Source organism: Halorhodospira sp. 9622, assembly GCF_022228025.1.
Lineage (GTDB): Bacteria > Pseudomonadota > Gammaproteobacteria > Nitrococcales > Halorhodospiraceae > Halorhodospira > Halorhodospira halophila_A.
Map to the genome: position 1 here is coordinate 24,891 of NZ_JAJNRE010000021.1, position 13,369 is coordinate 38,259.

Here is a 13,369-nt window from a genome sequence, read left to right on the forward strand (position 1 = left end):
TCAAGCAGGTGGGAAACCCCATGCGCATGCAGAACGTCGAACGCGGGCCGATCGCGCGGGTCGCGGGCGTCATCGGGGCCATCGCCGTCATCGCCCTGGCGGCAACGCTCGGGATCGTCGTGCTGGCGGTGATGCTCGGTCTGGCCCTCATCGGTGCCGTGATCATCGCCGCCCGCACGTGGTGGCTACGCCGCCAGATGCGTCGCGCCGCCGCCCGCGGCGAAGGCTTCGACCCGGCACGCCGATCCGGCACGCCGACCCGTGGCCGGATCATCGAGGGCGAGTACAGCCGCGGCTCAGAGGACGATCCGCGTCATCCGCGGCGCTGAGTTGAGCCCGCCCCGGCAAAAGCGGCAGGAACCGCCGCGCCCCCGGGAGCGACCCGTTCGCCATAGGGGAGCAGAGACGGCGTGAAGGATCGTTTCACGGTCACCATCACCGACTTCCGCGGCGCCCGCCACTATTCGCTGCACCAGATCGCCAAGCGCTTCGCGCTGGCCCTGGCCGGCGGCTTGGCGCTTGTGCTGCTCGCAGGCGCCCTCGCCCTCCATGCGCTCAACGACAAGATCACCGAACTGAACCAGGTCCGCGCCGACAAGGCCGAGGCCGCCCGCCAGATCGAGCGGCGCAACGAGGAACTCCGCGAGCTGGTCAGCGAGCGGGAGCAAGAGATCCACCGCATGGATCTCGAGCTCGGCCACATCGAGACCCTGGTCGGACTCGATCCCCAGCCGGAGGCCAAGCGCCGCGAGCGGCTCGACACCGCCGGCCAGACGGCGCTCGAGAAGGCGCTGATGTTGCGAACCATCCCCAGCGGCTGGCCCCTCCAAGAGGAGTCACGAATCACCAGCGGCTACGGCTGGCGGACCCATCCGGTGACCGGCGAGCGCTCGTTCCACGCCGCGGTCGATCTGCGCGCACCGGTGGGCGAGAAGATCGTCGCCACCGCCGACGGGGTAGTCAACTTTGCGGCCAAGCACCAGGGCAGCGGGCTCGGCAAGCTGGTCATCCTCGCCCACGATTTCGGTTTCCAGACCCACTACGCCCACCTGAGCCGGATCGAGGTGGAGACCGGCGAGTTCGTCGAAGAGGGCGATGTCATTGCCCGCTCCGGGGCCACCGGCAATGTCAACGGCCCCCATCTGCACTACGAGATCTGGCACACCCAGCGCAAGCTGAACCCGGAACCGTTTCTGGACTGGAGCCTGGAGAACTATGAAGAGCTCTTTGAAGAAGAGGGCCGCGTAAAATGGGAATCATTGGCAAAGGGGATCAATCGAAGAGCCGAAGCCCTGGAACGACAGTTATCTGCGACGGCACGCGACTGGTCGGAGAACTGACCCTGGAGTCGAACCTGCACCTGGACGGGCAGATCAAGGGCACCATCGTCTCGGACCATGACGTGAGTATCGGCCACACCGGCCGCTTCGAGGGCAATATCAAGGCCCACCGTCTGCTGGTCAGTGGCTACGTGGAAGGCGTGATCGACTGCGCCAGCCTCGAGATCGTCGCCGAGGGGCGCGTCTTCGGCGAGCTCCACAGCGACGACTTCATCATCGAGGCCGGCGGCCAGTTCCTCGGCGAGAGCCATCCGCGGCGCGAGGTGCCACTGGCCGCCTTGCAGCATGAAGCCGGCCGGGAGTCGCAACTGACCGGGCCGGAACAGGCGCAGGCGCCAGCACAGGCGGAGACCGGGGCCGATACCGAGGCCGGGGCCACCCCGACGACGGACACCCCGCCCGAGCCCGAACCGGAACCGCCGCGTGCCGACCCCAGGCCCGAGCCGCACCGGGAGGAAGCGCACGGCCCGGCGGAGGAACCTGAGCAAGCGCAGGGAAGGCAGGAGCAGGAAGAAGAGGAGCCGTCGCGCAATGTCCGCCCCCAGCCGAGGCAGACGTTCTGGGGGCGGCGCTGATCTGTGGCGGGCCCGCCGGCGGCGTGTGCTAGCATGGCCGGTATCCGCCTGGGGGATTCAGGGTTTCTGAGCGCCCAGACAGAGACGGCGAACGGGCAACAGAGGGGGAGACGCCGTGGAACGTTGTATTGGCCTGGACATGGGGTACGGGTTCATCAAGATCGATGACGGCCGCGAGGGGCACGTATTCCCCAGCGTCGTCGGCGAGGGCGAGTCGGGCATGCCGATGTCCCTGGGCGTGGCCCAGCGCAGCGGCAGCAGCGAGCTGCGCATCACCTACGGTGGTAAGAGCTATCTGCTGGGCGACTACGCCATCCGCCACTCGCGCCTGGCGCACCGCGGACTGTCGCCGACCCGCGCGGAGGGGGACGACCTCAAGATCCTCTTCCTCGGCGCCCTCAGCCTCTACGCCCGCGAGACGGTGAACAACTTCCACGTGGTCACCGGCCTGCCACCAGGCCGCATGCACATGGCCGACGACCTGGTCCGCCAGCTGCGCGGCGACCACGAGGTCATCCGCCACGTCGGCCCGAGCCGCTTCGGGGTCAGCATTCGGCTCGAGAACATCGAGGTGGTCCCGCAGCCGGTGGGCAGCTTCTGGGCCGAGGTCCTCGACGACCGCGGGCAGATCCGCGGCGATCACCCGCTGCTCAACGGCCGCGTCGGCATCATGGACATCGGCTTCCGCACCAGCGACTTTGCCACCGTGATCGACGGCGAGTACTCCCCGGGCTTCTGCAAGACGGTGCCGCTGGGGATCTCCTTCGGCTACGAGGAGATCGCCCAGGAACTCTCCACCCAGTACGGGCTCGAGCGCGAGCAGTACACGCTGGACGAGGCCATCATCCAGGGCCAGGTCAACGTCAACGGGCGACCGGTAGACATCGTCGAGCTCCGCGACCGCATCTTCGGCGACATCGCCACCAAACTGCTGGTCGAGGCCCGCTCGATGTGGCAGATCCAAGAGTACGACCACATCATCATCACCGGTGGCGGTGGCCGGGTGCTCGAGCGCTACCTCCGGCCCGAGCTCTCCCAGGCCCAGCTGGCGCAGGACTCCGTCACCGCCAATGCCCGCGGCTACTTCAACTGGGCCTATTTCAACGCCCAGCAACGCGCCGCGGAGATGGGCCACGCCGCCGAGCAGGAGGCCCCGCAGGAGGACTACCGTTCCGGCAGCTACGGCACCGGCAGTACCACCTACAGCCGCGGGGGCGACAGCGGCGGGGACGGCGCGGCCGTGCCGCCGGCCCGCAGCGGCAGCGAGGGCTGACCGCCTCCCGCTGGGGCCCACGCCCCGGCGAGCGGATCGGACCGAGGGGCCGCGCCGCCTGGCGCGGCCCCTTTTTGTTTGGCGTGGGTCAATCTGCTGTTGCAACGCAACACGGGTGGTGCTATGTTGCATCGCACAAGGCATGGCGAGCGGTCATGCCTCGAGCAGCTTCAACAAGGAGAGAGACCCATGCAAGACCAGCTCAACAAGACCATGCAGCAGTTCCAGAAGATGATGGAGCCGAGCCGCAAGCTCAACGCGCTGCTCCTCGACCACGCCGAGAAGGTCGCTCACCTGAACCTGGAGGCGGCGCGCTCCTACACCGACCTGGCCATGGAGCAGATGCGCAAGGCCATGGAGGTCCGTGATCCGGAGAGCTTCCAGAACTACCTGAACGACCAGGGCAAGGTCGTGCAGACGATGAGCAACAAGTTCACCGAGAACGCCAGCACCCTGGCCGACATCAGCAAGAACATGGGCGAGGAAGTGCAGAAGATCGCCCAGGAGAACGTCACGGCCATGACCGAGACGATGCAGGGCCAGGCCGAGAAGGCCACCGGCAAGGGCCGCAGCGCGGGCAGCAGTGCCAGCGGTGGTGCCTCGGCGGGTGGCAGCGGCAGTGGCTCCGCCGCCTCCGGCAGCAGCAGCAAGAAGTCCGCGTAACCCCTCCGGGGATTCGCGAAAACGGAGCCGGTGCCCCGCGGGGCGCCGGCTCCGTTTCGTTCAGCCCCCTCAACGGGGCACCGGGGGGGGGTCAGCCGGTTTCCCGGGCAATGGCCCGGGCACCGATGTCCCGCCGGTAAAACACCCCCTCCCAGTGGATGGCGGCGACACCGCGATAAGCGGCCTGTTGCGCAGCAGCCACACGCTCGCCCAGGGCGCAGCAGCAGAGCACCCGACCGCCGTTGGTCACCACCCGGCCGTCGGCGTCGAGGGTCGTGCCCCCGTGGAAGACCTTGCAGCCGGTGTGCTCGGCGTCGTCGAGCCCTTCAATGACATCGCCCCGCTCCACCGGCCCCGGATAGCCGGCCGCCGCCATCACCACGCCGACCGCCGGGCGCGGATCCCAGCTCAGCGCCACCTCCGGCAGCCGGCCGTCGAGGGCAGCCCGGCAGAGCTCGGCGAAGTCCGCATCCAGGCGCATCAGCAGGGGTTGCGCCTCCGGGTCGCCCAGGCGGCAGTTGTACTCGAGGACGCGCGGATGGCCCTCGTCGTCGATCATCAGCCCGGCGTAGAGAAACCCCTTGTAGGGCCGCCCCTCGGCGGCCAGCCCGCGGACCGTGGGCCGGATCACCTCGTCCATGACCCGCTGGTAGAGCCGTTCATCCATCAGCGGCGCCGGCGAGTACGCGCCCATCCCCCCGGTGTTCGGACCCTCATCACCGTCGTCCCGCGGTTTGTGATCCTGAGAGCTGGCCATCGCCACCACATGCTCGCCGTCGACTAGGGCGATGAAGCTCAGCTCCTCGCCCTGCAGGCACTCCTCGACCACGACGCGCGCACCGGCGTCCCCGAAGGCCTGGCCTGAGAGCATGCGCTCGGCGGCCAGCAGGGCGGCATCCTTGGTCGCCGCCACCTCGACACCCTTGCCCGAGGCCAGCCCATCGGCCTTGATGACCATCGGCGCGGGGTGTTCCCGGATGTAGTCGGTGGCCGCGCCCAGATCGTCAAAGGTCCGGTAGGCCGCCGTGGGGACCCCGTGACGGGCCATGAAGGCCTTGGCGAAGGCCTTGGAGCCCTCCAGCTCCGCGGCGGCCGCGGTCGGGCCCAGACAGGGGAGCCCCGCCTCCTGGAACGCGTCCACCACCCCGGCCACCAGCGGTGCCTCGGGCCCAACCACCGTAAAGGCCACCGCTTGTTCCCGGGCCTGCTGGACCAGCGCCGGGACGTCCTCCGCGCCAACCTGGATGTTCCGGACCCCGGGCTCGCGGGCGGTGCCGGCGTTACCGGGGGCGACGAGCACCTCTTCGACCTGCGCCGAGCGCGCCAGGGCCCAGGCCATGGCGTGCTCGCGACCGCCCCCTCCGATAACCAGTACCTTCATCCTCTACCTCGCTTGGCCGCGTTCAGTGGCGGAAGTGGCGCATCCCGGTGAAGACCATGGCCAGGCCATGCTCGTCGGCGGCGTCGATTACCTCTTGGTCGCGCATCGAGCCACCGGGCTGGATGAGCGCCGCGGCACCGGCCTCGGCGGCCTGATCGACTCCGTCCCGGAACGGGAAGAAGGCGTCGGAGGCGAGCACCGAGCCCTGCAGGGCGAGCCCCGCATCCGACGCCTTCTCGCAGGCGATCCGGGTACTGAACACGCGGCTCATCTGCCCGGCCCCCACACCGAGGGTGCGCTGCCCGCCCGCAAAGACGATGGCGTTGGACTTGACGTGCCGCACCACTTCCCAGGCGAAACGCAGGTCGGCCCATTCGGCGTCGGTGGGCTGACGCCGGGTGACCACCCGCAGGTCGGCCGGATCGACCACTGCGGTGTCTCGATCCTGGACCAGGAGACCGCCGCGCACCCGCTTGAGCTCCAGATCTGCGCCAGCCTTCCGCGGCCAGCGGCCGGTCTGCAGCACGCGCACGTTGGCCTTGGCGGAGAAGCGCGACAGGGCCTCGTCGGTGACCGCCGGGGCAATGACCACCTCCACGAACTGGCGAGCCAGGATGGCACCGGCCAACTCGGCGTCGACGGTGTCGTTGAAGGCGATGATGCCACCGAAGGCCGAGGTCGGGTCGACCTCGAAGGCCCGGTCGTAGGCCTCGCGCAGGGTCTCGGCACAGGCCACACCGCAGGGGTTGGCATGCTTGACGATGACACAGGCCGGCGCCTCGAACCCCTTGACGCACTCCAGCGCGGCATCGGTATCGGCGACGTTGTTGTAGGACAGGGCCTTGCCCTGGAGCTGGCGCGCCGTGGCGACGCTGGCCTCACCGGGGGTGACGTCACGGTAGAAGGCAGCGGACTGATGCGGGTTCTCGCCATAGCGCATATCCGCGATCTTCTCCACCTGCAACGTCCAGATACCCGGGAAATCGCCCTGCTGCTCACCCTGCTCGTCGCGCTGGCTCAGGTAGGCGGCGATGGCGCCATCGTAGCGTGCGGTGTGGCTGAACGCCCGGGTTGCCAGGTGGTGACGCAGGGCCCGGCTGGTCCCGCCCAGGCGCTGGACTTCGTCCAGGACCCGATCGTAGGCGGCAGCCTCGGTGACCACCGCCACATCGGTGTGGTTCTTGGCCGCGGCACGGATCATGGCCGGCCCGCCGACGTCGATGTTCTCGATGGCCTCGGCCAGCGTGCAATCCTCGGCGGCGACGGCCTGCTCGAAGGGGTAGAGGTTCACGCAGAGCAGGTCGATGGGCCCGATGCCGTGCTCGTCCATGACCGCGTCGTCCGTGCCGCGCCGCCCCAGCAGCCCGCCGTGGATGCGCGGATGCAGGGTCTTGACCCGGCCATCCATGATCTCCGGGAAGCCGGTCTCGGCCGAAACCTCACGCACCGGGATACCGGCCTCGCCCAGCAGGCGGGCCGTACCACCGGTCGAGAGGATCTCGACGCCTTGCTCATGCAGGGCCCGGGCGAAGCCCTCCACCCCGCTCTTGTCGGAAACGCTGATCAAGGCCCGCCGCAGGGGCCGCACGCCGTCGTTGGTCGCCATATTGGATTGTCCGGGTTGTTCAGTTGTAGTCGATGCCGTGATCGCGCAGCTTCTTGCGCAGGGTCGCCCGATTAAGGCCGAGCAGCTGCGCAGCCCGCGTCTGATTGCCAGAGCAGTAGTCCATCACCGACTCGAGGAGCGGAACCTCCACCTCGTTGAGCACGAGCCGATAGAGACCATTGCAGTCGTGCCCGTCCAGCTCCCTGAAATAGTCATCCAGGGCGCGGCTGACCGCCTCGCGGATGGGCCCCCCCACCTCGCCGTCGCCGCCCCTGCCAGGACCCTGTCCGGGACCGGGTCCCTTGCCGTCCTGCATGCATCACCCCCATTCATGTCTGTCTGGAAGGATAACAGAGCCGACCGGCGGCCCCCCGGGCCCTGGCGGCCCTACTCGACCGGTCGGAATGACAGCGAGAAACTCTCGGCCCCGCCGTCGGGCTCTGCCACGTAGAGTTCCACCGGGATCCGAGCCCCCGGCTCCATGCCCGCGCCCAGGCGCGCCCGCAGACGGCTGTCGGCCACGTAGTCCTCAGGGCGAACCCAGCGCTCGCCGGTCACGTGGCCGTCCAGATCCCGCAGTGTCAGCCGCATCTCGGGATAGGGCAGGCGCCGCTCGCCGGTGTGCACCAGCACCCCGCCGAGCATCAGCGCATCGTCCCGACGCGGATCCGGCTCCAGCCAGCGCTCCTCGACCTCGATGACGTCGTAGCTCGCCGCGGTCTCCAGCTGGCAGTCGTACACGGCGCAGACCGCCGAGAGCCACGCCCGCGTCCCGGGCAGCTCGAGCAGCTGCGCGCGGTAGAGGTACGAGCCATGGACCAGGGCCGCCGCCAAAACCAGCACGCCAGCGGCGGTCATCCAGAGGCGCCGCTTGGGCCTCGTGCCAGCCCCCGGGACGCGGGCGGGACGCTGCCCGGCACGCAGCTCGGCCAGGACCTGCTCCCAGTCGGCCTCGGACCCCCCCGGTTCGGCTGCCCGATCCGCCGCCTCCGGGCCGGAACCTGCGCGCTCCCCCGCGGTCGAGCGCTCACCGACGAGGGCCTGCAGGTCCACCGGCCGATCGCCGCTGTCGTCGGGCAGCAGTCGGCCGATGGCCGACATCTGCGGTCCCAGGGCGGGGATGCGCACCTCGTCCCCACCGGCGGACCGGGACGGCGGGGCCCCGTCGGTCGTCGCGGCACCCGGCTCGCCGGGCAAGTCCTCGCTCAGCGCCTGAACCGCGTCGAAGGTGGTCTGGCACAGGCCACAGGTAACCCGACCGCGCGCCTGGCGAAGCTGCCACGCACGCAGCGCGAAGATCGTCCCGCATCCAGGGCACTGGGTGTACACGGGCTTCCCTCGTTGTTGGAAAATCCGGCGACCGACGTTCAGGCGGTGCGGGTGCCGCTGACCAGCACCCAGTCGCCGCGAGTCTGCGGCGCATCCCAGGCGATGCTGCCCTGGAAGGCATCCATGACCTGCTGCTCCTGCCCCAGGAGGATCCCGGAGAGCGCCAGGCGCCCACCGACGCGAACGCCGCTACGCAGCTCACCGGCCAGCTCCACCAGCGTCGATGCAAGGATATTGGCGACGAGGAAATCGGCGCAATACGCCGGCCGCTGATCGACGGCGTACGCCGGGACCCAATCGGCGACACCGTTGCGCTCGGCGTTGTCGCGGCTGGCGATCACTGCCTGGGGGTCGTTATCGACGGCCATGCAGCGGGCCGCGCCCAGACGTACCGCAGCCACGGCCAGGACGCCAGAGCCGGCGCCGAAATCGAGGCCGTCACGCCCCTGGATCGGCTCGCCATCAAGCCACTGCAGGCACAGCGCCGTGGTCTCGTGGGTGCCGGTGCCGAAGGCCAGCCCCGGGTCGAGGCGGATGGCCACGGCGTCGCGCGGCAGCTCCGGCTCGCTCCCGGTGGGGACGATCCAAAGCCGCTCGCCGAAGGCCATGGGGCGGAAGTGGTCGAGCCACTCGCGCTCCCAGGCACGATCCTCCAGCGTCTCCGCCTGCCAGCCTTGCAGACGTTCGCCCAGCTGCCCGGCGAGCAGCTTGTAAAGGTCCTCGGGATCGGTCCCGGCAGGAAACAGCGCGGCAACTCGAACCCGCTCCCACATCGGGTGCTCGCCCACGCCGGGCTCGAGGAGCACGGTGCCGTCATCGGCCTGGTAGGTCTGGGACAGCGCCCCGGCCAGTTCCAGGGCGCCATCCACGGCATCGAGGTCGCCGGCGGCGACCTCCAGCGTCACCTGCAGCTGCGCCACGACTCAGGAACCTTGTCGCGGGGTCGGGGGAACCACGAAGCAGGCGGCCTGCTCGCGGGTATAGAAGCAGCCGTCGCGCTCGAACCCGGAGACCACCCTCTGCTTCACCGCGATGACCCGACCGCGGTCGTCGCGTTCGCTGATCAGCTCCTCGGGCAGACCGTCGAGGCGGTGAAAGGGGGCCGGCTGCCCGTTCCCGCTGCAGGAGAGGTAGATCGTCCCCGTCTCGGTGTCCAGGAAGGCCGGGCGGAAGCCGTGGTCCCGGTTGCAAGCGCTGACGCCACCGGTCCCCTGGAACGTGGCGTTCTCACACTTGAGTCGCTCTGCCGTAAGGGCGCGAGCCATCGCTCACCACCTCCGAACGTCGATACCGCTTCACGGGTTATCGGCCGCTCCACTGGCCCCCTGAGTCGGGCAACGCTCCCTGCGTTGCTACTGATTCCGGTAGTTGGACACCGCGTGCTCGATCTCGGCTCGCGCGGCGTCGGCGCCCTTCCAGTCGCGCACCTGAACCCACTTGCCGGGCTCAAGATCCTTGTAGTGCTCAAAGAAGTGGCTGATCTCCTGCAGCAGGCGCGGCGGCAGGTCGTCGGGCCCCTTCACCTCGCTGTAGTCGGTGGTCAGCTTGTCCACCGGAACCGCAATCAGCTTGGCATCCTCGCCGGACTCGTCCGCCATCTCCAGCACACCCACCGGGCGGCAGCGGATCACCGAGCCGGGCTGCAACGGCAGGGGGGTGATGACCAGGGCGTCTACCGGATCGCCATCATCGGCCAGCGTCTGCGGCACAAAGCCGTAGTTGCACGGATAGTGCATGGCCGTGGCCATGATGCGATCGACGGTGAGCGCACCCGTCTCCTTATCCACTTCGTACTTCACGGGGCCGCCGTGGAGCGGGATCTCGATGACGACGTTGATATCGTCCGGAATCGACCGCCCGGCGGGCACGGAATCGAGGCTCATGCAGTTACTCCGTTCAGTAGAGGACGTTTGCGTATCGAGGAACGGTTCGACAGGGGCGAACTGTAACGCCGTTGCTGCGCCGCGGCAAGCAAGGCCGCGGCGCAACCGGCCGCCCCGTAAGGGGCCCTATGCCAGCGCACCCCGGCGTCGACGTCAACCGGCGGCATCGTGCCGCCATGCCATGCGGTATGATTGGGCCGAACAACCACCCAGGGGGAGAGCATGGGTCCTTTGCTGCAGAAACTGGTGGGGATCTGCCTCTTTCGCGACGGTCCCCAGGATCTGCCCTACTCGACCACGCACCTGCTCGGGTTGATCGGGGCGAGCATGATCCTAACCTACATCGCCGCGGACAACCTCCCGGACACGGGCACCGTCGGCCTGCAGGTGGTGGTCGCGACCGGCTTCAGCCTGGCCTTCCTCTACGCCCTGCTCCTGCTGCGCGGACTAACGCCGCGCTTCACCCAGAGCGCCACGGCGATGTTCGGCACCGACGTGCTGATCGGCATCCCGGTCACACTGATGACCTTCCCCATCGCCGCCTACGGCGCGGAGCAGGCCCAGGGCGCCGCCGCCGGCATCCTCTTGCTCTGGTTCTGGCAGGTGGCCATCCTCGGGCACATCTTCCGGCATACGCTGGAGATGCGCCTGGCGCTCGGCATCCTCCTGGCGCTGGCGTACAGCTTCCTCAGCTTTCAGGTGGTCCAGCTGGCCGCCGACTGATCGGGACGGTCCATGAAGATACACATCCTCGGTATATGCGGCACGTTCATGGGCGGCGTCGCCCTCCTCGCCCGGGAGAGCGGGCACGCGGTGGACGGCAGCGACAGCGCGGCGTGGCCACCGATGAGCGACATCCTCGACCAGGCGGGCGTCCCGGTCCGACCCGGCTACGACGCCGCCCACCTGGAACCCGCCCCGGACCGGGTGGTCATCGGCAACGCCCTCTCCCGCGGCAACCCGGCTGTCGAGCACATCCTGGACCGCGGGCTGCCCTACCAGTCCGGTCCCGCGTGGCTGGCAGAGAACGTCCTCAACGGCCGCTGCGTGGTGGCCATCGCCGGCACCCACGGCAAGACCACCACCGCCTCGATGACTGCTTGGGCCCTGGAGCGCTGCGGCCTCGACCCGGGCTATCTGATCGGCGGCGCCCCGGGGTTCAGCGAGCGCTCCGCCCGGCTAGGCACCGGTTCGCCCTTCGTGGTGGAGGCCGACGAGTACGACACGGCCTTCTTCGACAAGCGCGCCAAGGTCGTCCACTACCAGCCCCGCGTCCTGCTGCTGAACAATCTGGAGTACGACCACGCCGACATCTACCCGGATCTGGAGGCCATCGCCACGCAGCTCCACCATGCGGTGCGTACCGTCCCCGGCAACGGCCGCGTGCTCATCAACGGCGATGACCCCAACCTGCCCGCCGTCGTCGCGCGCGGCTGCTGGTCGCGGCTGGAGCGAATCGGCTTTGGCGCCGACAATGACTGGCGCATCACCGCCGACGACGGCCCTGACGCCGGCGCCGTACTCCTGCACCGGCGCACTCCGCTCGGCCCGCTGCATCCGCCGCAGCCGGGCCGCCACAACCTGGCCAATGCCGCGGCGGCGGTGGCGGCTGCCGCCGGGGCCGGGGCAGATCCGACCACCGCCCTGGAAGCCGTGAACGCCTTCCCCGGCGTCCGCCGTCGGCTGGAGGTGCGCGGCCGCGTCGGCGGGGTCGAGGTCATCGACGACTTCGCCCACCACCCCAGCGCCGTGGCCGCCACCCTGGAGGCCCTGGCCGCCCCGGGGCGGCGACTGCTGGCCGTGCTGGAGCCGCGCTCGAACACCATGCGCCTGGGCATCCACCGCCGGCAGCTGGCCGACGCCCTGGCCCGCGCCGACCACGCCTTCGTGTTGACCCCACCGGACCTGCCCTGGTCCGTCCCCGAGGCCCTGGCACCACTGGGAGGGCGCCTGCATACCGCCGCCGAGGTCGACCACCTGGCCCGGCTCGCCCTGGCCGAGGCGCGCCCTGGCGACCGCCTGGTGGTGATGAGCAACGGCGCCTTCGGCAACATCCACGAGCGACTGCTGGCCGGCCTGGAGGCCGGGAGCGCCCCGGCATGAGCGGGGTCAGCGTCGCCCTAACCGGGGCCTCTGGCCTGCAGTACGGTCTGCGCCTGGTGCAGACCCTCGCCGGGGCGGGCGAGACCGTCCATCTGCTGGTCTCCGATGCTGCCCGGGTGGTTGCCGGACTGGAGACGGACACGCCGCTACCCCGGCGCAGCGCCGAGTTGCACCGCCAACTGGTCGGGGCCCTAGACATCGATCCGGCGCGGCTCCACGTCTACAGTGATCAGCAGTGGACCGCACCCCTGGCTTCCGGCTCGGCAGCCCCGAAACGCATGGTGGTCTGCCCCTGCACCACCGGCACCCTGGCGGCGATCGCCGGCGGACACTCGGACAGCCTGATCGAGCGCGCCGCCGATGTGGTACTCAAGGAGCGCGGTCAACTGGTGGTGGTTCCGCGGGAGACCCCGCTCTCGGCGATCCACCTGGAGCATATGCTGTCCCTGACGCGGCTCGGCGTGGTGGTCCTGCCGGCCAACCCGGGGTTCTACCATCGGCCGCAGCGGGTCGAGGACCTGATCGACTTCGTCGTGGCACGGATCCTGGACCACTTGGATGTGGCCCACGACCTGGGCCCCCGCTGGGGCAAGGAGAGCGACTGATGGACGATGAGCTGCCGCTGTTCCCTCTGCGTACAGTGCTTTTCCCGGGTGGGCGACTGGAGCTGCGCATCTTCGAGCGCCGCTATCTGGATCTGGTCACCTACTGCCTGCGCAACGACAACACCGGCTTCGGCATCTGCCTGATCGAGAATGGCGGCGAGGCGGGGCTGCCGGCCCGTCCCCACGCCGTGGGGACGGAGGTGCGCATCATCGACTGGGACCAGCGCAGCGACGGTCTGCTGGGGATCACCGTCGAGGGACAGCGGCGCTTCGAGATCCTTGAGCGGCAGACCCCGACGGGGAAGGTGCAACAGGCGCAGGTGCGCTGGCTGACCGACCCGCCGGCGCCGCAACTGGACGCCGAGCTCCGCCCGCTGGCCGATCTGCTGGAGCGAATCCTCGATCAGATCGGCGGCCTGTACGGGGCCATGCCCCGCCAACTCGATGATGCCGGCTGGGTCAGCGCGCGGCTATCGGAGCTGTTGCCGATCCCCACCGAGGCGAAGCAGCAGCTGCTGGAGATCGACGCCCCGGAGGAGCGCCTGGAGCTGCTGCGCCGGGCCCTGGAGCAGGACTCGCCGCCCCGCGGCGACGCCGACTAGCCCCACGCA

At 69.5% G+C, this 13,369-nt stretch carries 16 protein-coding genes; 9 read left to right on the plus strand and 7 right to left on the minus strand.

Going from position 1 to position 13,369, the window contains the following annotated elements:
* The first annotated feature begins 20 nt into the window (after nucleotides 1-20).
* The 5 genes from LRG07_RS11000 (at nucleotide 21) to LRG07_RS11020 (ending at nucleotide 3,851) form a co-directional block, all read left to right on the plus strand.
* A complete protein-coding gene (locus LRG07_RS11000; protein ID WP_201172097.1) occupies nucleotides 21-329 on the plus strand; it encodes a hypothetical protein in 309 nt (102 codons plus the stop codon).
* An 81-nt stretch (nucleotides 330-410) separates the two neighbouring features.
* Nucleotides 411-1,340, plus strand: a complete 930-nt coding sequence (locus LRG07_RS11005; protein WP_201172099.1) for a M23 family metallopeptidase — start codon at nucleotides 411-413, stop codon at nucleotides 1,338-1,340.
* On the plus strand, nucleotides 1,250-1,915 hold the full coding sequence (locus LRG07_RS11010) for a polymer-forming cytoskeletal protein (protein WP_201172100.1): 666 nt from the start codon (nucleotides 1,250-1,252) through the stop codon (nucleotides 1,913-1,915). Before LRG07_RS11005 ends, LRG07_RS11010 begins: the two co-directional genes overlap by 91 nt.
* A 115-nt stretch (nucleotides 1,916-2,030) precedes the next feature.
* On the plus strand, nucleotides 2,031-3,188 hold the full coding sequence (locus LRG07_RS11015) for a ParM/StbA family protein (RefSeq protein WP_201242278.1): 1,158 nt from the start codon (nucleotides 2,031-2,033) through the stop codon (nucleotides 3,186-3,188).
* A gap of 189 nt (nucleotides 3,189-3,377) precedes the next feature.
* Nucleotides 3,378-3,851 (plus strand): phasin family protein, encoded by a 474-nt coding sequence (locus LRG07_RS11020; protein ID WP_201172104.1) that lies wholly within the window; start codon nucleotides 3,378-3,380, stop codon nucleotides 3,849-3,851.
* A gap of 91 nt (nucleotides 3,852-3,942) precedes the next feature.
* Here LRG07_RS11020 and purD read toward each other — a convergent pair whose 3' ends face one another.
* The 7 genes from purD to ppa form a co-directional block, all read right to left on the minus strand.
* Nucleotides 3,943-5,232 (minus strand): phosphoribosylamine--glycine ligase, encoded by a 1,290-nt coding sequence (gene purD / locus LRG07_RS11025; protein ID WP_238642372.1) that lies wholly within the window; start codon nucleotides 5,230-5,232, stop codon nucleotides 3,943-3,945.
* Between the two features lie 22 nt (nucleotides 5,233-5,254).
* On the minus strand, nucleotides 5,255-6,838 hold the full coding sequence (gene purH / locus LRG07_RS11030; protein ID WP_238642373.1) for a bifunctional phosphoribosylaminoimidazolecarboxamide formyltransferase/IMP cyclohydrolase: 1,584 nt from the start codon (nucleotides 6,836-6,838) through the stop codon (nucleotides 5,255-5,257).
* A 19-nt stretch (nucleotides 6,839-6,857) separates the two neighbouring features.
* Complete coding sequence (gene fis / locus LRG07_RS11035) at nucleotides 6,858-7,154, minus strand: DNA-binding transcriptional regulator Fis (protein WP_201172119.1); 297 nt, start codon at nucleotides 7,152-7,154, stop codon at nucleotides 6,858-6,860.
* A gap of 71 nt (nucleotides 7,155-7,225) precedes the next feature.
* A complete protein-coding gene (locus tag LRG07_RS11040; RefSeq protein ID WP_238642374.1) occupies nucleotides 7,226-8,167 on the minus strand; it encodes a DUF3426 domain-containing protein in 942 nt (313 codons plus the stop codon).
* Nucleotides 8,168-8,205: 38 nt separating this feature from the next.
* Nucleotides 8,206-9,087 carry a 50S ribosomal protein L11 methyltransferase gene (gene prmA / locus LRG07_RS11045; RefSeq protein ID WP_238642375.1) on the minus strand — a complete coding sequence of 294 codons (882 nt, stop codon included), beginning with the start codon at nucleotides 9,085-9,087 and terminating at the stop codon, nucleotides 8,206-8,208.
* Nucleotides 9,088-9,090: 3 nt separating this feature from the next.
* Entirely contained in the window at nucleotides 9,091-9,432 is a 342-nt protein-coding gene (locus LRG07_RS11050; RefSeq protein WP_201172126.1) for a hypothetical protein, read from the minus strand.
* Nucleotides 9,433-9,519: 87 nt separating this feature from the next.
* Nucleotides 9,520-10,050, minus strand: a complete 531-nt coding sequence (gene ppa, locus LRG07_RS11055) for an inorganic diphosphatase (protein WP_201172136.1) — start codon at nucleotides 10,048-10,050, stop codon at nucleotides 9,520-9,522.
* A gap of 222 nt (nucleotides 10,051-10,272) precedes the next feature.
* On the opposite strand from ppa, the gene LRG07_RS11060 reads away from it, so the two are divergent.
* From LRG07_RS11060 to LRG07_RS11075, 4 genes are read left to right on the plus strand one after another with little or no spacing between them, the layout of a single operon-like run.
* Nucleotides 10,273-10,773: a hypothetical protein gene (locus LRG07_RS11060; protein ID WP_238642376.1), complete on the plus strand. Its 501-nt coding sequence runs from the start codon at nucleotides 10,273-10,275 to the stop codon at nucleotides 10,771-10,773.
* 12 nt (nucleotides 10,774-10,785) lie between these two features.
* Nucleotides 10,786-12,153 carry a UDP-N-acetylmuramate:L-alanyl-gamma-D-glutamyl-meso-diaminopimelate ligase gene (gene mpl, locus LRG07_RS11065; protein ID WP_238634196.1) on the plus strand — a complete coding sequence of 456 codons (1,368 nt, stop codon included), beginning with the start codon at nucleotides 10,786-10,788 and terminating at the stop codon, nucleotides 12,151-12,153.
* Entirely contained in the window at nucleotides 12,150-12,758 is a 609-nt protein-coding gene (locus LRG07_RS11070; RefSeq protein WP_238634197.1) for a flavin prenyltransferase UbiX, read from the plus strand. Before mpl ends, LRG07_RS11070 begins: the two co-directional genes overlap by 4 nt.
* Nucleotides 12,758-13,360, plus strand: coding sequence for an LON peptidase substrate-binding domain-containing protein (locus tag LRG07_RS11075; protein WP_201172154.1), 603 nt, complete (start codon nucleotides 12,758-12,760; stop codon nucleotides 13,358-13,360). The genes LRG07_RS11070 and LRG07_RS11075 overlap by 1 nt, the downstream gene beginning before the upstream one ends.
* Nucleotides 13,361-13,369: the final 9 nt, after the last annotated feature.